This window comes from Streptomyces sp. NPDC001717 (assembly GCF_042892775.1).
In the GTDB taxonomy this organism is placed as follows: Bacteria; Actinomycetota; Actinomycetes; order Streptomycetales; family Streptomycetaceae; genus Streptomyces.
The window spans coordinates 13,729-30,684 of sequence record NZ_JBIAUK010000051.1 but is presented as its reverse complement, the minus strand read 5'-3'; the positions used below and the strand labels follow the sequence as shown (position 1 = coordinate 30,684).

Annotated in this window: 18 protein-coding genes and 5 pseudogenes; 10 read left to right on the top strand and 13 right to left on the bottom strand. The window is 68.5% G+C overall.

The window, feature by feature from the left end:
- Nucleotides 1-227, top strand: a 227-nt coding sequence (locus ACFYZL_RS39375; RefSeq protein WP_388685932.1) for a hypothetical protein, incomplete at its 5' end; no start/stop codon positions are given.
- 325 nt (nucleotides 228-552) lie between these two features.
- Here ACFYZL_RS39375 and ACFYZL_RS39370 read toward each other — a convergent pair.
- The 9 genes and pseudogenes from ACFYZL_RS39370 to ACFYZL_RS39330 all read right to left on the bottom strand — a co-directional run bounded on the left by ACFYZL_RS39370 (nucleotide 553) and on the right by ACFYZL_RS39330 (nucleotide 6,098).
- The gene (locus ACFYZL_RS39370; RefSeq protein WP_388685930.1) at nucleotides 553-735 is read right to left on the bottom strand and encodes a hypothetical protein; all 183 of its coding nucleotides are present in this window, start codon (nucleotides 733-735) and stop codon (nucleotides 553-555) included.
- Nucleotides 736-794: 59 nt separating this feature from the next.
- A pseudogene (locus tag ACFYZL_RS39365) lies at nucleotides 795-1,316 on the bottom strand (SDR family NAD(P)-dependent oxidoreductase); the annotation flags it as partial.
- Nucleotides 1,313-1,912: a TetR/AcrR family transcriptional regulator gene (locus ACFYZL_RS39360; protein WP_388685928.1), complete on the bottom strand. Its 600-nt coding sequence runs from the start codon at nucleotides 1,910-1,912 to the stop codon at nucleotides 1,313-1,315. The gene ACFYZL_RS39360 and the pseudogene ACFYZL_RS39365, both read right to left, overlap by 4 nt.
- Nucleotides 1,909-2,340: pseudogene (locus ACFYZL_RS39355) on the bottom strand (ester cyclase); the annotation flags it as partial. The gene ACFYZL_RS39360 and the pseudogene ACFYZL_RS39355, both read right to left, overlap by 4 nt.
- A 473-nt stretch (nucleotides 2,341-2,813) precedes the next feature.
- On the bottom strand, nucleotides 2,814-3,182 hold the full coding sequence (locus tag ACFYZL_RS39350) for a hypothetical protein (RefSeq protein ID WP_388685925.1): 369 nt from the start codon (nucleotides 3,180-3,182) through the stop codon (nucleotides 2,814-2,816).
- Nucleotides 3,183-3,377: 195 nt separating this feature from the next.
- A pseudogene (locus ACFYZL_RS39345) lies at nucleotides 3,378-4,387 on the bottom strand (transposase); the annotation flags it as partial.
- Nucleotides 4,388-4,515: 128 nt separating this feature from the next.
- Nucleotides 4,516-4,692 (bottom strand): hypothetical protein, encoded by a 177-nt coding sequence (locus tag ACFYZL_RS39340; RefSeq protein WP_388685922.1) that lies wholly within the window; start codon nucleotides 4,690-4,692, stop codon nucleotides 4,516-4,518.
- Nucleotides 4,693-4,932: 240 nt separating this feature from the next.
- Entirely contained in the window at nucleotides 4,933-5,304 is a 372-nt protein-coding gene (locus ACFYZL_RS39335; protein ID WP_388685920.1) for a MerR family transcriptional regulator, read from the bottom strand.
- Nucleotides 5,305-5,330: 26 nt separating this feature from the next.
- Nucleotides 5,331-6,098: an SDR family NAD(P)-dependent oxidoreductase gene (locus ACFYZL_RS39330; protein WP_384746474.1), complete on the bottom strand. Its 768-nt coding sequence runs from the start codon at nucleotides 6,096-6,098 to the stop codon at nucleotides 5,331-5,333.
- 1,257 nt (nucleotides 6,099-7,355) lie between these two features.
- On the opposite strand from ACFYZL_RS39330, the gene ACFYZL_RS39325 reads away from it, so the two are divergent.
- Together ACFYZL_RS39325 and ACFYZL_RS39320 are read left to right on the top strand one after the other, a co-directional pair.
- Nucleotides 7,356-7,877: a cupin domain-containing protein gene (locus ACFYZL_RS39325; protein ID WP_388685916.1), complete on the top strand. Its 522-nt coding sequence runs from the start codon at nucleotides 7,356-7,358 to the stop codon at nucleotides 7,875-7,877.
- A 654-nt stretch (nucleotides 7,878-8,531) separates the two neighbouring features.
- A pseudogene (locus tag ACFYZL_RS39320) lies at nucleotides 8,532-8,660 on the top strand (IS5/IS1182 family transposase); the annotation flags it as partial.
- Nucleotides 8,661-8,728: 68 nt separating this feature from the next.
- On the opposite strand, the gene ACFYZL_RS39315 reads toward ACFYZL_RS39320, so the two are convergent.
- Nucleotides 8,729-9,247: a hypothetical protein gene (locus ACFYZL_RS39315; protein ID WP_388685914.1), complete on the bottom strand. Its 519-nt coding sequence runs from the start codon at nucleotides 9,245-9,247 to the stop codon at nucleotides 8,729-8,731.
- A 652-nt stretch (nucleotides 9,248-9,899) separates the two neighbouring features.
- On the opposite strand from ACFYZL_RS39315, the gene ACFYZL_RS39310 reads away from it, so the two are divergent.
- A complete protein-coding gene (locus ACFYZL_RS39310; RefSeq protein ID WP_388685912.1) occupies nucleotides 9,900-10,331 on the top strand; it encodes a hypothetical protein in 432 nt (143 codons plus the stop codon).
- A 99-nt stretch (nucleotides 10,332-10,430) separates the two neighbouring features.
- Here ACFYZL_RS39310 and ACFYZL_RS39305 read toward each other — a convergent pair whose 3' ends face one another.
- The gene (locus tag ACFYZL_RS39305) at nucleotides 10,431-12,116 is read right to left on the bottom strand and encodes a hypothetical protein (protein WP_388685909.1); all 1,686 of its coding nucleotides are present in this window, start codon (nucleotides 12,114-12,116) and stop codon (nucleotides 10,431-10,433) included.
- 59 nt (nucleotides 12,117-12,175) lie between these two features.
- On the opposite strand from ACFYZL_RS39305, the gene ACFYZL_RS39300 reads away from it, so the two are divergent.
- Entirely contained in the window at nucleotides 12,176-12,721 is a 546-nt protein-coding gene (locus ACFYZL_RS39300; RefSeq protein ID WP_388685935.1) for an STAS domain-containing protein, read from the top strand.
- Nucleotides 12,705-13,157 (top strand): hypothetical protein, encoded by a 453-nt coding sequence (locus tag ACFYZL_RS39295; protein WP_388685907.1) that lies wholly within the window; start codon nucleotides 12,705-12,707, stop codon nucleotides 13,155-13,157. The genes ACFYZL_RS39300 and ACFYZL_RS39295 overlap by 17 nt, the downstream gene beginning before the upstream one ends.
- 598 nt (nucleotides 13,158-13,755) lie before the next feature.
- Here ACFYZL_RS39295 and ACFYZL_RS39290 read toward each other — a convergent pair.
- A complete protein-coding gene (locus tag ACFYZL_RS39290; RefSeq protein ID WP_388685904.1) occupies nucleotides 13,756-14,388 on the bottom strand; it encodes a hypothetical protein in 633 nt (210 codons plus the stop codon).
- 221 nt (nucleotides 14,389-14,609) lie between these two features.
- Here ACFYZL_RS39290 and ACFYZL_RS39285 point away from each other — a divergent pair, with 221 nt between their 5' ends.
- Together ACFYZL_RS39285 and ACFYZL_RS39280 are read left to right on the top strand one after the other, a co-directional pair.
- Nucleotides 14,610-15,041 carry a hypothetical protein gene (locus ACFYZL_RS39285; protein WP_388685902.1) on the top strand — a complete coding sequence of 144 codons (432 nt, stop codon included), beginning with the start codon at nucleotides 14,610-14,612 and terminating at the stop codon, nucleotides 15,039-15,041.
- 36 nt (nucleotides 15,042-15,077) lie between these two features.
- On the top strand, nucleotides 15,078-15,413 hold the full coding sequence (locus ACFYZL_RS39280; RefSeq protein ID WP_388685899.1) for a hypothetical protein: 336 nt from the start codon (nucleotides 15,078-15,080) through the stop codon (nucleotides 15,411-15,413).
- Between the two features lie 45 nt (nucleotides 15,414-15,458).
- On the opposite strand, the gene ACFYZL_RS39275 is transcribed toward ACFYZL_RS39280, so the two are convergent.
- Nucleotides 15,459-15,674: a three-helix bundle dimerization domain-containing protein gene (locus ACFYZL_RS39275; protein WP_388685896.1), complete on the bottom strand. Its 216-nt coding sequence runs from the start codon at nucleotides 15,672-15,674 to the stop codon at nucleotides 15,459-15,461.
- A 500-nt stretch (nucleotides 15,675-16,174) separates the two neighbouring features.
- Here ACFYZL_RS39275 and ACFYZL_RS39270 point away from each other — a divergent pair, with 500 nt between their 5' ends.
- Both ACFYZL_RS39270 and ACFYZL_RS39265 read left to right on the top strand, forming a co-directional pair.
- Entirely contained in the window at nucleotides 16,175-16,381 is a 207-nt protein-coding gene (locus ACFYZL_RS39270) for a YozE family protein (protein WP_384579804.1), read from the top strand.
- Between the two features lie 70 nt (nucleotides 16,382-16,451).
- A pseudogene (locus tag ACFYZL_RS39265) lies at nucleotides 16,452-16,649 on the top strand (RidA family protein); the annotation flags it as partial.
- Nucleotides 16,650-16,956 lie beyond the last annotated feature (307 nt).

Sequence of the window (16,956 nt, the reverse complement as noted above, 5' to 3'; positions counted from 1 at the left end):
ATCGTGACCTGTATTTGTCCGGCTCGGTCGACGATGACAGCCCATGGGTAAGGAGCGGCGCTCTCGGTGTCGCTGCCATGTACCGCGAGCTCGAGAATGAACTGCGCATGCGACTGAGGCTCTCGCCGTCCGATGAAATCCCGGAGAAGTATAGGGCTCACTTGCCTCCGGCTCCAGATATGGACAAGGTGGTGGCACCCCAGAAGTGGGAGCTTAAGAAGGCATGACACGCCGTTCCGTTGTCGGCGGGGCAGTCATCAAACAGCGCCGCCCCAAGCATGGGGTCCCTTGAACCCGCTGACGCCTGTTCAGCGGGTTCCTGTGCCGGGGTGTGTTCGCCCGGGCCGGTGGAGCGTGCCTCAGAGGCCTCAGGGTGGCCTCTGTGGCCTCGGGTTGGGTGGGGGTGTCTTGGGGCGGCGGTGTGGGCTTGGCGTGGGGGCTAGGGTCGGGGCAGCCCGCGCCGATATGGCGTGCGTGGGTAAGGCCCGGTGCCCGGCCTGCCGGGGGCAGTACCGCCGGGCCGCCTCAAGCAGACCCGGCTGGTGCCGGAGGTCAGGGCGCGGAGGCGTCTGTGCCCGTGCCGAGGGTGCGCCGGCCTCGGGAGCGGGGCGCGCTCGCGGACGCCTCGACCAGCTCGGCGGGCTCGGCGGCGAGCCGGGCCCGGCGGCCTGCGGTCGGTTGTGCTGGGGGAGTTGCGGGGCGCGGGCCGGTGCCCAGGGGGCGACGTTCGGTCATGTGCTCAGTCTCGCGGACAGGGTCAGTGAGACTTCGGCCGGTGGTTGATGGTGTGGTGCAGGGCCATAGGAGCGTGAGCCGTCGAGGTCGTCGAAGTGGATGGCTCCGTTCTTGTGCAGGGTCGAGGAGACCGTCACCACACGTGGATCGTGTCCGGCCCGTAGCCGCTCGAGGAGCAGGCCGGTCAGCGCGAAGTGCCCGAGGTGGTTGGTGCCGAACTGGGACTCGAACCTCTGTTTGGTGAGGGCGCGGGGCGGCATCATGATCCCCGCGTTGTTGACGAGTACGTCCAGGGGTGTGTCGAGGGCGTCGGCGAACGCGTGGACCGAGTCAAGGTCGGCCAGGTCCAGGGCGCACAGTTCCGCGGTGGCTTCGGGGAGATCTGCACGGAGCCTGTCCAGCGCGGCGCGGCCCTTGTCCGCGTTTCGCGCGGTGAGGATGACGTGGGCGCCGTGGCGCGCGAGTTCACGGGCGGTGATGTAGCCCAGGCCGCTGTTGGCACCGGTCACCACGGCCGTTCGGCCGGTCTGGTCGGGGGTGTGGTCGGACGTCCACCCGGGGATGGTGAGGGCTGTGGTCATCGGGCGCCTCCATCTGGTTGCTGCGGAGTGCGGAGCAGGTCGTCGACGCTTGCCGCCAGCAGGCGGTGCAGGTGGGCGCGGTCGACGGGGAGTTTTCGGATGGCGTGCAGGGCGGCGAGACCGTGCGCGGTGGCCCAGATGCGGGCGATGCGGTCCTCGTGGGGGTCCGTGATCCCCAGGGCGTCCGCGATCACGGCGCCGACCTCGGCGCCTTCGGCGACGGTTTCGGCGGCGGGCACGTGGACGCCGCCGAGGCCGTACATCACCTGGTAGAGGTCCGGCTCGTCGAGTGCGAAGTCCAGGTAGGCGGCCGCCGCCGTCTGGACCGACGTACCACGCGAGCGCATGATGCCGGCGAGCCGGACGAAGCCGTCCTTGACGAAGGCCAGCAGGATGTCGTCGCGGCCCTTGAAGTAGCGGTAGGCGTAGTTGGCGGAATAGCCGATCCGGTCGGCCAGGCGGCGCATGCTCACTGAGTCCCAGCCGTCGGTGCGGGCCATCTCGCGGGCGGCCTGCAGGATCTCGGACCGTGCTTCGGCCCGTTCTCGCTCGCGGCGCTGCCGGGAAGGGGAGGGCTTGGGTTCCGGAGGTGTCATGCCGCGTCGCCCTCTTCCCGGCTCGGCAGTCCGGCGTGCTCACCGGGCATGCCCATCGGCGCCAGCAGGCCCAGCTGGGTGAAGAACTCGATGGTGTTGAGCTCGTCCCAGTGCTCGACCGCCATGCCGTCGTCCCGTACCCGCCAGATGTCCAGCGACCGCATCTCCACCGGGCGGCCGGTGGGCTCCTCTCCGAGGAGCGACCCCAGGTGGGTCGCGCGGTAGGTGAAGCTGCCGGCCACGCGGTCCCCGCCGACCATGACGTCCTCGAGGGTGACCCGGGTGTCGGGGAAGGCGGCGAACCAGCGGCCCCAGAACACCCGGTTGGCCTCGCGGCCGTCCTCGACGTAGGGGTTGTGGTTGACGTAGCCCTCGGCCACGAAGCCGTCCACGGCGTCGGGGTCGTGGCCGTTCATCAAAGCGGCGAATGCGTGCGCAACGGTCGGGTAGAACCTCCGGTTGCTGGTCTCTGGTTACGCCGTACACGTTGTGTACGGTGTAACCAATATTCAACCGGCCCCACTGGACGACGAGTTGGACCGGCTGACCACCTGGAAGCACCCTGCGGGCCGGAATCAACACGGTGGCCCGGCAGCATCACCGGCAACGGATCTGAACAGCCACGCTCATAGCAGCCAGCAATGCCTGGCCACTCCATGACAGAGTGATCAGCGTCGGCATGAGCCGAACGTCGGACGATGAGGTTTCCCGGAGGTTCTTGACTGCACTTCAGGTTCGGCGACCTCTGCGGAGGAACCGTAGCCGAGGTATCTCGAGGAGTGTCGGTGACCTTGGATGGCTTCGCTGCCCGTCCGCTGGGGTTTGTGGGACCGCTGGACCTGTCCTGGGGTCAGGGTCCAGGGGAGTTGGCCGGCGGCCCATCAGCGCGAAGCGTGGTCCGCTACTCGTCGGGGGTCGCAGGCTCTGGGTCAGGCACGGGCTGGCCGACGTCAGATGACCAATTAGGGCGGAGGCGTTCAACCAAGGCTGTGAAGTCGTTCCGCAGATACCGAGAATCGCACGGCATCAGCCGGATCTGTTGGCGGCTGTCAGCCCACCAGATCTTGAAATCGGCAACCATGCCTTCCGCTGGCCAGTCCTCGATCTCGCCCGACAGCCACAGAGAGTCGACAAACCCTCCGACGCTCAGACCGATGTCCACGAAGATCCCGATCGCACCGGGCCGAGGAACCTTCACCACGGTGCCTTCGAATACCTGCCCGAAGCGCAGGCCCCTCCGAATCCGAGTCCACTCGGCATCTGTCACCACGAACAGATCATCGCACCTTCGTCCGGGACGCGAGCATCTGGGACTCAACGTCAGCTGAACCAGCGTCCCCTCACGATGCTCGCCTCAGCGACACGGCACTGCCGATACTTCTCGTGAACATCCACGAGTCAGATGCCTGACCAACCGCTGCTGAAACCCATCGACAAACGCTGCTGCTGAACGTGAACGAAGCCACAGGAAAGACTGCCAGCACCGGTCGACGTCGTCCATGGCGCCACCGGTGCCCGACCACCACAGCCAGACGGGCTTGTTCATCCCGCCGCTGGGCAGTTTCGCGACCGTCAGGCGGATCACGGTGCCCTCAATGATGGGCAGCGGGCCCTCGTGGTCGAGCCATGCCGCCCGGCGGGTCAGCCTGAGGTGGAGGCGGTCCCAGGTTTGCGCGGTTGCGGTCCCGTACCGGTCGGTGTTGGTGACGGTGACCGCGGAGGCCTCGCACCACGTGGCCGGGTCACCGAAGACGAACTCGCCTCCGTGCTTGGGCGGGCGACCACCCTGCGGCGAACAGACCCACGGCACGGGGACGGGCTTGCGGATGACCCGGTCCGAACGGAGCCGGCCCAGCACTTCAACGGGAAGATCACTCAGGAGGTGGGCGATGCGGGGAGCGTCGAAGCCCGCATCGAGGACGACCAAGATGTTCGGCGCCTCTGCCTGCCACTGGCCAGCTTCCACGAGGCGTTCGACGACGTCGCGGACCTGGCTGGCGGTGACCGCGGCCAAGTTAGCACCGGGCTCCAACCGGATCGCGTCCAGCAACGCGGTCCACGAGGTCCGACCGGTCTCCAGCGCCGCGACGATCGAGTACGGCCAGCCGGGCATCATCTGGTGCTTGCCCAGGCCCCGGCCGAAGGCATGGCAGAAGGAGCGGTCCGAGCCACCGCCAGCACCAGCCGACCGTCGCCGGCTCGGGGAAGCGGGACGCTGGTCAGTGCCCGCCTCAGCCGGGCGACGTCAACCCCACCGTGGTTGATCCCGGAGGACAGGGCCCCGTGCCCGCGCCGATGCTCAGGAGCGAGCGCCAGGTCCACGAGGGTGCGGACCGGTCCATCGGTGCGCAGCAGAGCGTCGCACAGCTCAAACAGGGCATCGCTCCGCGTGGTTAGGCACGCGTACAGCTCCGACCGGAATTCAACCACCACCGTCAAGGCGTCTCGTTGAACCTCGTGCTCGACCAGTCCCACGATCACGGCCTCTGTGCTGCGTTGTCGCTCAGCACAGGATCGGCCCGTGGCCCCTCACACATCTGGTGAACTGGGAAAACACGGAACAAGTTCGAGCCCCGTTCGATGCCGGACCATAAACGACAAGCTTACGATGGCAGCGTGACGCGCAGTGGTGGGGCCGCCGTGGTCCGGTCCAGTCCACTGAGCTCGGTGAGGGCGGCGAGTTGGTCGCCGTCGAGCCGGACGTGGCGCCGGCGCTGGTTGGCGATCCACACTCCCGTGCGGTGTTCGCTCCCGTCCGGGAGCCGTTGGAACGTGGCCATGGATGTTGGAACCAAGACCAACGGTGAGAGCGGGGCGAACAGTCGCCGCAGGTCAGCGTGCTGACAGCAGTGCCAGAATCCCGGTCCTGGGACCTCGGCGGTTCCCATAAGGCTGTCCCATCGGTGCCACCAATCGTGGCCCATCGACCGGGAACGTCTGGTCGATCGGGCTCCGTGGTTCCCTCTACCGTGTCCCGGCACAGCGGCGCCGGGGTCTTCGGCTGGTGTGATGGCGGTTGGTCAGGCCACTGGGCGGACTTGGTCACCGACTGCCTGTCGCAACGCGGTTTCCAGTCGGTCGCGGGCCTCGGTCTGTGCGGCGATCCGCCGGTCGAGGACTGACAGACGTTGTCGCGCGACCCGCAGGCCCTTGTCCGAGGGTGATGCCGCAGCCACATCACCGTCCAGGCACGGCAGGAAGACCCGCACGTCGTCCAGGGTGAGCCCGGCGGCCAGCAGGTAGCGGATGTTGCCCACTCGCACCACGGCCCGCTCATTGTAGACGCGGTAGCCGTTGGAGGCCCGTTCGGAGGAGATCAGTCCGGCCTGCTCGTAGTGCCGCAGCGCGCGAGCGGTCGTCCCTGTTGCCTTGGCTAGGTCACCGATGAGCACCCGCCCCACCTCCCGACCTACTTTTATCACGCCACGACCGCTCCGCCGTCGACCGGGAGTACCGCTCCGGTGACGAACGAGGCCGCCGGAGAGGCAAGTTGGGTGATTGCCCAGGCCACCTCCTCGGGGCGGCCGATCCGGGCCAGCGGGGTGTGCGCCAGCTGCCACTCCCGCACAGAGGCCATGCGCTCCGGAGTCAGGCCCTGGTGCTCTGCGATGGGAGTGTCTATCGCGCCGGGCGCGACGGCCACCACCCGCACCCCGCGGGGTGCCAGCTCGACCGCCCAGCTGCGGGTCAGCAGCTCCAGAGCGGTTTTCGTCGCCGCGTAGACCGAACTGCCCGGCCAGGCCCGCTGCCCCACCGAGGTACTGACGTTGATGATCACCCCGCGCGACGCAACCAGGAGCGGCAGCGCGGCCTGAGCCAGCAGTATGGGGGCGACAAGGTTGGTGGCGAGCTGAGCCCCGATCATCTCGGGCGTCAGCGTGCCCAGAGCACCGCTGCGCACGATGCCGGCGTTGTTGACGAGCACGTCCAGACGACCGTGTGTCTCCATTACGGTTTGGAGGATCCGACAGGGCTCGCCCTCGGCAGTGATGTCGGCGGCAAGCGGTGTGATCCTGGCGTCCCCGGCAGCGGTCTCTTCGAGTGGCTCGGCTCGCCGCCCGATCGCCACCACGTGGGCGCCCTCGGCGGCGAAGGCACGGGCGGTTGCTCGGCCGATCCCGGTGCCGGCTCCGGTGACGGCGACGATCCTGCTGGTGCGCGGTGCGGTGCTGTTCATGCCGGTCATCGTCCAACCCTGCCGCCAGCGGCAAGGTCAAGCATCGCCTGCCAGAAGCTGCTCACCATCGGTGATCGTGCGCGGGTGACCGGCCGCCCGGTCGTGCGACGGATGACAGAAAGGCTGCAGCATGAGCGGTGGCGACAAGTCGCGTGTCTCGCTGGTGACAACCAGGTCGCTTCGACCGAACTCCCTCACCAGCGCACCCCGCCCTGCAGGTGACAGAGAGCGCGAACCGGAGCGGTGCGCTGGGCCACGATAACGGGCCTGCCGTCGGGGACCGGTCGCAGCGGTGGAGATGAGCGGCAGGACGGTGAGCGGCGAAAGGGGCCGACCAGAGCCGGTCCGGTCAGGCCGAGAGAGGTGTTCAGGCCTGGCCCGGCCAGGGGGAGCGCTCGCTCTCGACCACTGCGGTCGGCAAACGCGAGTTCCACTCCGTGCGCCAAGGCCACGGCCCTGCCCGGGCGCCGGTATGCATCACCGACGAGGACGCCGTCGGCCAGGCCACACCGGCGGCCGGGGAGTTCGAGGCCACGCCGTCTCGGCTGCGAGGACTGCGTGTGCACGCCCCACAACAGCAGCGCCTGGTTTCGCGCTGATGCACGGAACAGGGGGGGGGTGACGTCGCCGCGGCGACGAGCTGGCAGGCGCGCGCTGCGTGCGGCTGGCGCATGGTAGGGCGGCAGGCGCAGAGCGCCCATGTGGGCCCATAGCGGGGCCCGGCCGCGGCCGCAGGGTGTCGTTGACCGGCCGGGTCCCGCCTGTGTCGACCGTATGGCCGCTCTGCCACCGTGACACGAACCAGCCCACCAGGGCCTGCGCGTGTAGGCCGGTCGGGTGACCCGAACGGCCGGCCCATGTGCCGTTCCCCGGAATCCAAAGCCGGTCGGCGCCGTACTCCACGCGGCAAGGATCGAGGGCTGACAACCCACTCGGCCCGAAGAGAGCGGCACCGTGTGCGCGGGGTCGCGCGCACATCGCAGGCACCGACGTCCTATGGGGGTTGGCCGGCGCCGGTGCCTTCGGCCGCGCCGTCCGCGAGTCCTCCGTGCATCCGCCGAACGCCGTGCGCAGGCCCGCTCCGCACCTGATGGCGCGCGGAATCAAAGAACCTTGCGCGCAATGCAAACCGAAGTGGACACCCCGATGGATAGATTTCATGATCAAGAAGGGCTCCCGGGGAGCACCGATATCTCCGTGGGGCATGTAGGGCATGTGGGGCCGATCTGCCCCGAGGCCGAATCTCTTGTAGTGAGGAGAACCCTGATGACTGCCGACACCCAGCCGCAGCGTCCGTTCCTGGTCCGAGCCGACCAGGTCGAGTCCCTGCAGGACGGGGCCACCAGCCTGATCACCCTGCTGGCCGACGCGGGGGACACGGCCGGTGCGCTCACCGCCAACAGGGCCACGTTCGAGAAGGGGTCGCCGGGCGCACCTGCGCACTTCCACACGAAGGCGACCGAGATGTTCCTCGTGCTCGACGGCACGATGCGCTTCCTCGTCGACGACGAGGTGCTAACGCTGGAGAAGGGGGCGTTCCTCAGCGTGCCGCCCACGGTTCCGCACGCCTTCGCGCCCGCGCCGGACAGCACGGCCGAGATGCTCGTCGTCTTCACGCCCGGCCTGCACCGTTTCGACTACTACCGGCTGCTGGAGCGCGTCTACCGCGGTGAGGCGACCGTCCAGGAGATCCGGGACAGCTCGCAGACGTACGACAACCACTACTTCGAAAGCCCTCAGTGGCAAGCCTCGCTGGCCGAGGCCGAGGCCATCTCCGCCGCCCGCTGACCAAGCTCGCCCCGCCGCACCCTGCACGTTCAAGCCGACCAGGACGACAGGCCCGACGGGGCGGTCGTGGCCGCCCCGTCTACGATTGCTGCTTCGGATCAGCCAGTGCGTCGGCGAGGTAGGTGGGGCGAGTGACCGAGGCGGATGTCCCACCGCCGGAGCCGGTCTGGTTGGTGGCGGCGAACGTTGTGGCCTGGCGTCGGTGCGGAGTCGGGGGCCAGGAACTGCGCCCGGGAACGAAGTGCTTCAAGGGCGGGGCGAAGGTCTACGTGGCGGGAGTGTACTGGGGTCCGGGGGGTGATCGGGTCACGGTAGTCGGACGTGAGCGGCACACCAGCCGGTGGATCGTCATCACTACGGCGACACGCCACCTTTACGGCTTCCGGCCGAAACTCGTCCACACCCCGCGCGTCTTGGAGCGGCTGTGTGAGGCAGGACGCGAAGGTGGGTTCGGCGCGGACTACGCAGCGGAAGTCTCCGCGACGCTGGAACGGTACGCACGCCAGTACCGCGTCGAGATTGCGCCGTACGGTTCGCATCCGGACCGATGCCTGTGCCACGCCTGCGTCACCGGCGAGTCAGGGTAAGGCGTGTCCCTTCGACGGGCCTCTCAGTTGGTCAGGTGTATCCGTCCGGTTGGTGATCCGTGATGCGATGTGGGACAGGATCAAGCAGCTGGTGCCGGCAGATCCGGTCCGTGGGCGGAGGTGGGCCGACCACCGCCGAACCCTGGAATCCATCGCCTGGAAATACCGTGCCCCGTCCGCGTCACGGCATCGGCCCTCGGGGCCGCTTGCGGTCCGGGGGCGGATGCCGGCCGGGGCTCCCCGACCGCCATCCGGGCCCGTGGTTCAGTTGCTTGTCATGACGGGTGCGGGACCGTCCTTTCGGATCGGGTTCGAGCAGTCGAAGAGCACCTGTCCGCTGCGCTTGTCGTAGTAGAAGACCCCGGAGTAGAGATCCTCGGTGATGTCCTTGTTGATCCGGTCGCTCATCATCCACTCGGCCCCCTCCGGCAGGAGCTTCATGATCTCCGGAGGCACGTTCTTGGGCACGACGGGCTTGAACTCCAGAGCGGGGTTCTCCAGGTCCTTCAGCACACCCTGGTCGTCCACCGCGTTGAGCACGCCCACGAGGCGGATGTTGTTCTGCGAGGGCAGCGACCGGGACGGCTTGTCCGGGTCGATCCCGCACCACGACGTGGATTCAAGCTGCTTGAACGAGGGGAACCGTGAGGTGATCTGGTCGAGCTCGTGCCGTACCTTGCACGTGCCGGCCTCGTCACTCCCGCCCGCCGTGCAGGACGACACCGTCACCACTGTCAGCAGCGCCGCCGCGGCGGCGCCCCGAAACGACAACCATGCCGTCATCGCCCGCCCCTCCCCCCGGATATGTTCGTGCCGAGGATGTTATCCCTGGTTCAGGAGACGCCTTGGGTGGCCGTCCCGGAGGTCAGGAAGGGCTTGGCCCACCCCAGTTCGGCGAAGCGTCCGTTCTCGCTGTCCAGCGCACCGCTGCCGACTGCGCCAGACGTCCTCCCAACCGGCGCCGCGGTCATTGTCCGATGCTGCATGGGACGCGCTGTTTGCGGCGATGGGAAGCGATCGCGACAGGGCCCTGCTCTCGTGCCGTATCAGCTCAGGGGCGCGCGCCACCGAGCTGCTGGGCGTCCGAAGGGCCGACATCGACTGGCCCGGTCAGCACCGGTGGGTCGCGTCGAAGGGCACGGGGGTGGCCCGGCTGTCGCCGGACTCCTTGCTGTGGCCGGCCCGCTACGTCGCCGGTCGAGGCTCGGTGGACCGCATGCGGTGGTCTGGCGCACCCTGCGCGGGCAGGACCGCCCGTTGACGTACTCGGCGGTATGTCCGGTGCTCCAGCGCGTGAACGAGAAGCCGCGCACGAGAAGGCCGACGACCAAGGGAGCAGCTGGTCTCAGGCGAACTCCGCGTGGCGAGGGAGGCTCGACGGCTCCCGGTCCCAATCCGTTTGCCTTCGGTGTCCGGCGCGGTGTGACATGTGGGCATGAGCAGAATGGCGCAGGTCATCGTGTTGGCGCGGTACGAGGACGAGGTGATGGAGCCGCTGACGCGGCCGGACGAGGCCCGCACCTGGCTCGGCTGCTTCGTACAGATCCCCTGGCTCGTAGGGGGCTGGCACATCGAGTTCGAGAAGTCGCATCGGCGCCGCGGGGTGCTCAAGGACCTGGAGTCCCTGCCCTGGAACGAGCCCGCCTGCGTGCAGGTCATGCTGCACGACCAGGACGACGACCTGTTCGGTCTGTGGATGTTCCGCGACGGAGTCCTCGTCGAGGTGGGCATCCCCGGCACCCAGCGAGTTCACACCGCTGCGCCGCTGTGGGACGTGGACCCTGGCTTCCTGGTCCGGACCGGTCTGGGCAGGGGAGAGGACCGGCACTCGCCGGAGCACGTACAAGACCCGCGGTTGTCCTGGTGACCCGGCGGGGCCGGACAAATGCCGAAGTCGCCGCTTGCCGGTCCTGTCCGGCGCCGGACCGGTTTCGTCCGGCTCCGGGCAGGACCGGCTGGACAAGTCCTAGGAGGGGGCGCAGGTGCGGTCGCCGATGTCGCCGAGCTGGAGCGGAGCCTTGGACGTCGTGCCGTCGTGGCTCAGGAGCAACGTGATGCTGCCCTTCGTGTAGTCCGGGAACCACACCGCATAGAGGGTCCGGGCACCGTCCGCGACGGTACCGACCCGGCGGACTTCCAGGGGTTCGCCGCCGCAGGTCGCAGAGGTCACCTGCTGGTGGTCGGCAGCGAAGAGACGAACCCATCCGTCGGTGAAGAGGGTTGCGATCGGGTCCACCCCGCGCGAGTTTCCGATGGTCGTGGGATCGGTGGCGCAGGCCCGCTCGGAGGATCCGGTTTTGCCGGCCGACGCCCAGCACAGGCGCCGGTCGGACGTCTCCCAGGCGTAGGCGGCGCCGGTTGGCCAGGCCTCCACCAGCATCAGGCCCTGGGAGCCGGGGGCGTCGCGGCCCACTGCCCCAGATGTCATCAGGGTGGTACGGGTCCGGTTGGTCACCGCGGTCAGATCCGGAGGCGAGGGAGTCGGCGCAGCGCTTGAGGCGGCGGCTTGAGTGGCCGACGGCTTCGCAGTGGTCCCTTCCCCACCTGAGCAGCCCGTCGAGGCCGTGACCAGCAATATCGCCGCCCCGAAGGCAGCGCGAAGTACGTTCCGCATGAGCGTTCCCCCCTTGTGTGCCCCGAGACCGGGGCAGCACCAGAGGATCACACACAGCAGCCGACTCCCGACCACTACCCCGCTGCCAACTTCCATGCCCAGGCCTGCCAACTCGACTCGGCTCCGTCGAGCTGGAGGACGTCCAGAGCGATGAAGCAGGGATGCGGACCGCGAGCGTGGGCCGCTACGAGCGCGGGCGGCGGCTCGGCGCTGCAACGTCTCGAACGACAGCCGGCCCGCTTCCGGCTCCCAGACCAGCAGCTCACCATCCAGGACCAGCCCCGGTGGGATCTCTCCACCGCTGTCAGACGACTCTCTGCGTGGCGATGAGGCGGGGTGACAGCCCCCCGTCGCACACGGGCTGTGGTCGCGCCTGGGGCCCGGTCGCCTCTTCGTGTGCAACGACGCGTTGAACACGAACGGGGTCGTCGACGTGTCCCTGTACACGGTCATCTGCAAACGAGTAGGGGCCGGCCTCGCTTGGTCAGATCGAGTCAGCCGCCGATGGTGCCGGCGAGAGCAATACAGACGAGCATCCCCCACCGTGCAGCCGTCGGCCACCCACGCCCGGGTGTAGCGCCGGACCGTACGGGAGTTCCCTCTCAGGTCCCCCCGTTCCGCAAGCCTGGCCTTGATCTGGAAGATGGCCCGGTCGGTGGAACCAACGAAATGGTCCACGATCGATCCGGCGAACCCGAAGGCCCCGATCTCGACAGCTTGCGACGTGGTAATGATCAGGCTCCCGCCGTTGTCAGCTGCCACATTGGCCACGTATCGGTACGGAATGTCATGGGTGAACACGGGATTCACCACAGACAGCACCTTCTCGCCGAGCACTATGCGGGACCCGGTGATCCGCCGGATGAACGCGATCCCGCCCAGCATCACAGCCATGACCGTGAGTGCGTCCGTGTCAGGCCCGCCGTCGGCCATGCTCACCCAGGCCCCCAGCGCGAACATTCCAAGTAGCGTGGTGAACAGCAGCGACAGGAAGACGAAGGACTTGCGGCGCAGCACCTTCCGGCCTTTGGTATGCATGGGCCCCTTCTTGACGGATCCCGGCCGCCGCCTGGACTCTGGGCCGGATCTTGCAGTCTGTGTGGCCCTTTCTAGCAGCCGTCCGGCCGCCGGGGTCGCTTCATCCCGCCCCATCGGCAACCAGCACGCCGCCCCCATGCTCATCTTCAGCGTCGCTCAACATCCACCGCGGCCGCGAGGAGATCGGGGAACCGCTCCGGATCAGCGACGAGTCTGGATCAGCACCCGCCGCGCTGCACGGGCGGGGCAAAAACCCGCACAGGAGGTGGGAGGACGAGGATGGCCAACGCCTGGCCGTGCACGTCGGTGGTGAGACGGACATCGACCGCGCCCCGATGCTGTGCCGTGCCCTGCACGCGGCGTCCACCCGGCCCGGCGGGCCCGAAGAGATCGTCATCGACGTGTCCGAGCTGCCGTTCTGTGACTCTGCCGGCCTCAACGTCCTGATCGGCGCTCGGCACACCGCGACTGAAATCGGGCGAATCACCCTGCGGGGCCCCACAGCCCCAGTTCCTGGGGCTGCTCCGGTGTCTGACCGGCATTTGAACTCGGTTGCGGTGAGGGGCTGGCTGGCGCTGGTATTGCGGCATGAGCAGAATCGCTGAAGTCATTGTGCTAGCGCAGGACGCGGACGAAGTCATGGAGCCGCTGACGCGCCCGGATGACACACGTACCTGGCGCGGCACCTTCTACGAGATGAGACCCGGTGGGCACTGGGGGTTCGGCTGGGGTGCGGAGTTTGTGCGGATGCGCCCACGGTCCGGGCTGCTGAAGCACCTGGAGTCCTTGCCGTGGCCCCGACCGGAGACGGTGCAGGTGCTGATCCACGACGAGGAGGATGATTGCTTCGGTCTGTGGATGATCCACGACGGCAGGCTGGTGGAGATTCCGCTACCGCGAACCCGGCGCGCCTACTGGACCGGGCCGCACAACGAGGAGTTCCCTCCCGATCCCGGGATCCTTAACCGGACGGACTGCGCTCCCATCGACTGGCCGGAGGAGATCGAGGGCGGCGACCAGTCCCGGCCCCCTGCCTGGTGAGGTTGCCGAAGCGCTGCGCCCGCTGCTCGACCGCTCGGCGCTGGCCGGCCTGATGCCGGGTGAGGACGGGCTCCGGATGGCGGGGCAGGGGTTCCTGCTGCAGAGGGCCGGCGCCAACCGGGCAACCTTCCTGCCGCAGCTCGGCCAGATCACCCAGACCGTCTACAACACGGTGGAGGCCAACGCCGCCCGCATCCGGACCCTGGGCACCGACCGGCGGGCGAACCTGCTCAATCGAGGATGCCCGAAGGCCTGGTGCGCGACGCGATCTCGCCACCCCGGCCCGGCCGGACATGGCCGCCAAGATGGCCCTCCTCGCGACCTGCAAGGTGTCGGCGTCGCCGGGTTCCTGACCGCCGCGCACGGCCAGGGCGTCGGCGTCGACCGGGCCGTTGCCGCCCTCCTGACCCGGCAGAGCGGTGCGCTACGCCAGCGGGACCCGCGGCCGCGGCCGGGGTGCCCGCCGCACGGACCGCCCCGCCCCCAGCCCGTACGCGGCGCCCGTCCCGCCCGCCGGCTGGTGGCCCTCCCGCTCGACGAGCCCTCAGAGGTGAACGGCGCGCCGCTGATGCCACTCATCGGGGCGGCCTGGCCGGCTCTACGTCCGCTGTCCGGGCCCGATGAGCATGAGTCCCACCTGTTCGGCGATCCACTGCGCGTACGGCTCGTTCCGCTGGCGGCCGTCGAAGACGGCGCTGCGGACGTGGACGAGGACGGTGTGGTCGTCAGCGGGCTCGTCGAGGTGGCGCGTGTGGGTATTGAACAGGAGTGTCACCTCAGAGTGGTTGGCTTCACCGCGAAAGCCGAGTTCGGGTGCGTCAGGCCAGAGCAGTGTCTCCCAGTTGATCTCGCCCATGTTCGGGCCGATCGCCGCGGTGAAGGCGTCCTCGATACTCCCGACCGGCAGGTCGGACATCGAATAATCCACCGGCAGCCGTCTGTCGTACGAGGCGGGGTCCGGTGGCAGACCAGGCCCTTGGACTCCGACCACCAGCACGGGGAGCTCCGCCCGCGGTACCCCGTCGAACTCACCGGGCTCATCCAGCCCGCGGAACCACCCCTCGGGCAGCTCCCTCGCCATCCGCCGCACCTCGGCGACGGACGGGAGTTCGGCGTACACGGAGACCTCGGAGTACTCGCAGCGGCCGAACTCCACGAGGCGGCGCGCGGTGCTCAGGGCGAGTGCGGGGTCGGGGGTACGGAACACGGGATAGGCGACGTCGTTGGACATGCCGTGACTGTGTCACGGTGCGCCATTGCAGGTCATCGCATTTATGGCAACATCATCGGACGCTCCTTCGGCCATCGCGTGGTCGCTCGGAAGGCGAAGGAGGAGCCCACTTTCGTCGGGGGCCGACACTCGTTCACGATCCCTGGCAACTCGCCGAGCGTGCTCTTGACCCGTACGCCCCACCAGCAATGGGCCGCCGGGGTGGGTCTCATAATCCAGCTGTGGACATATCCGATGAGGGACAGCCGCTCGAGCCGGTCTGGCTTGAGATCAACAACAACGTGTGTGGCGGCCTGACAGGAGCCCCGAGTGCCTCGCTGGTGGCCCAGCGGTTCATCGGGGCAGGCTGGAGCTCCAGACCAGCCTCCTGGGAGTCGTACGAGGTCGAAACCAGCTGGTGCCGCATCGAGGTCGAAGCAACCGACACGCGCACGCTCCTGAACGGAGTTGTCGATCCTGACCGGTTCGCGGATCTGGCAGCATTGCTGACCAGGTTCGGCCTGCCGTTCAGTATCGAGCTGTACGACGATGACGGGGAACTGCTGCAGGAGATCCAAGCCGGAACCCCGTCAGCACCCATCAGGGAAACAGCTCCACGGCTTCCCGGCCGGCTGCTCGCTCGGCTTGGGCTCGTCACGGCGGCGAGGCGGTAGGCCTCGGCTCCGTCAGCTGCCTGACGTCACCCTTTGGTGCAGACAAGGACCAAGATCAAAAGACGGGACACCAACAAGGCCGTCATCGGGGCGGTCACCGGCACCCTGGCCCACCCGCAACTCCTGATCCTCGGCCACCACGACCAGACGGGCCGGCTCCGTGCGGTCAGCCGCACGGTACCGCTGCGCCCGGACCAGGCCCGCCGGGTCGCTGAACACCTGGCAGCCGCGGGCCCCGGCCATCCGTGGACGGGGGTGCGGTTTGCGGCGTCGTGGGGGTCTCGTGACGCCCTGGACGCCGTCCTGGTCCGCCCCGAGCGGGTCGCGGAGATCAGTGCCGCCGCGCCGGTGACCGAGTGTCCTTCCCCTTGAGGCAGCAGCCGGCAGGAGATGCGCTCTGCACTCACGTGTCGACGGTCAGGTGTTGCGTTCTGTCTGCTCGTCGGGGGGCAGCAGGTCCTTGGCTCTGCGCTCCATCAGGACCGGAAGGTAGGTGCGCACGCGTGCATAGCGGAGTTCTTCGTACGCCGTCCGTACTGAGTTTTGCACCAGGCCGGCGTCGAGGTGAGGGTGTGCCTCCATCAGCCGCTCGGCGACGTGGCGGATGGTGAGGGCATCGTCCGATTCCGCCATCACGAGCCTCAGCCTTCCTTCGGGGATCGCCCTTTCCTCAAGTGTTGCGGAGCGGCGTTCGGCCCGGAAGTCGATCTTTCGCCGGTGTGCGCGGCCTTTGGTAGCACCTACCGGCTGGAACCGTACCCGCCCCGGCGATCAGTGGTGGCCGAGTACCCGGTGTTTCGAGGCGGCTCTCGTGGCGAGTCGGTATAGGCGCCAACGCCGCCGTTGATGCGTTGGAGCGGGTCGAGCATTGTGGTGCAATCGGCCGGGGACGGTTTTCGAGTAGCAGGAGGCGAGGACCTCGTCCGGCACTGTGTACGCCGGAGCCTTCGGCAGCGGCCGGCACCACGTCGTTCGCGAGGCGGGCCACCTGCCGCTGCCGGATGAGCCGGAAGCAACCTTCGCCCGTCGACGCCCGCCTCCACGAGAAAACGGCGAAGTCGTTGGCACTCGGTTGCCCGGTAGCGTGCGCCGAGTGCGCCGAGTGCGGTGACTTCGGAGACAGGGGTGGCCCGATGGCGGGGTTCACGGCGTGGCTGCTGCGGCACGTGACGGATGAGGACGCGGTGGGTGAGCTCGCCAGGCAGGCGGCCGCCGATCCCCACTGGCCTGAAGGCCCGGACCGGCTGAAGACCTTCATCGATCATCTGGAGGGCCGCGGTGCCACCCGAGCGACATTGCAGAACCTCACGGACGCCTGGATCCGCTACGCCTCCCGTTGAGGGCCTTCGGCTTCGTCCACGCCCGCTCGATCTCCGGTAGTCACCCGCGCAGTCCATCGAACCGCGCGACTTCGACGACGTGGCGAAACTGACCGTCTACGTCGTCGACTGGACCCCCGACAAGATGCCCCTGCTGATGGAGGGGCTCGGCCGGGCGGCCGCGAAGCTGGGCCTCACCGCGACACCCCCTGCCACGCTGCTCGGCGTCGCAGCACTCGACGTACCCGAACACCTCGTCGAGGTCGAAGCCACCGCTGTCCTCGACTGAACCAGTGCTCCCCACCCTGGGGTCGGTTCTGACCTCCGACTTCCGTCGACGGGCCGGAGGTCTGGTCGCTGTTGAAGTGGGGGCGGGGGCTGGCGCCCACGGGGGGAGGGCGCCGGCCCCCGGTGGAGGGCCGCCGGACGGGGGCGGTGTGTCGGCGGCCGTGGTGAGCGGGCCCCGGGGCGGCTCGGCGTTCGCGATCAGGCCGTATGGGTGGGGCAGCGGTTGAACTGTAAAGCATGGAGTGTCGTTGGCTGGGCGCCGGTCCCGCCCAGAGCGATGGGCAGCAGCTGGCCGGTGGGCCAGGAAT

Excerpts from the sequence above, each read along its gene's own strand:
- ACFYZL_RS39360 (WP_388685928.1), bottom strand. The coding sequence starts at position 1,912 with ATGACACCTCCGGAACCCAAGCCCTCCCCTTCCCGGCAGCGCCGCGAG.
- ACFYZL_RS39290 (WP_388685904.1), bottom strand. The coding sequence starts at position 14,388 with ATGTCCAACGACGTCGCCTATCCCGTGTTCCGTACCCCCGACCCCGCA.
- ACFYZL_RS39275 (WP_388685896.1), bottom strand. The coding sequence starts at position 15,674 with ATGGCGGAATCGGACGATGCCCTCACCATCCGCCACGTCGCCGAGCGG.
- ACFYZL_RS39310 (WP_388685912.1), top strand. The coding sequence starts at position 9,900 with ATGAGCAGAATGGCGCAGGTCATCGTGTTGGCGCGGTACGAGGACGAG.
- ACFYZL_RS39315 (WP_388685914.1), bottom strand. The coding sequence starts at position 9,247 with ATGACGGCATGGTTGTCGTTTCGGGGCGCCGCCGCGGCGGCGCTGCTG.
- ACFYZL_RS39325 (WP_388685916.1), top strand. The coding sequence starts at position 7,356 with ATGACTGCCGACACCCAGCCGCAGCGTCCGTTCCTGGTCCGAGCCGAC.
- ACFYZL_RS39340 (WP_388685922.1), bottom strand. The coding sequence starts at position 4,692 with ATGGCCACGTTCCAACGGCTCCCGGACGGGAGCGAACACCGCACGGGA.
- ACFYZL_RS39295 (WP_388685907.1), top strand. The coding sequence starts at position 12,705 with ATGAGCAGAATCGCTGAAGTCATTGTGCTAGCGCAGGACGCGGACGAA.
- ACFYZL_RS39305 (WP_388685909.1), bottom strand. The coding sequence starts at position 12,116 with ATGCATACCAAAGGCCGGAAGGTGCTGCGCCGCAAGTCCTTCGTCTTC.
- ACFYZL_RS39370 (WP_388685930.1), bottom strand. The coding sequence starts at position 735 with ATGACCGAACGTCGCCCCCTGGGCACCGGCCCGCGCCCCGCAACTCCC.
- ACFYZL_RS39270 (WP_384579804.1), top strand. The coding sequence starts at position 16,175 with ATGGCGGGGTTCACGGCGTGGCTGCTGCGGCACGTGACGGATGAGGAC.
- ACFYZL_RS39330 (WP_384746474.1), bottom strand. The coding sequence starts at position 6,098 with ATGACCGGCATGAACAGCACCGCACCGCGCACCAGCAGGATCGTCGCC.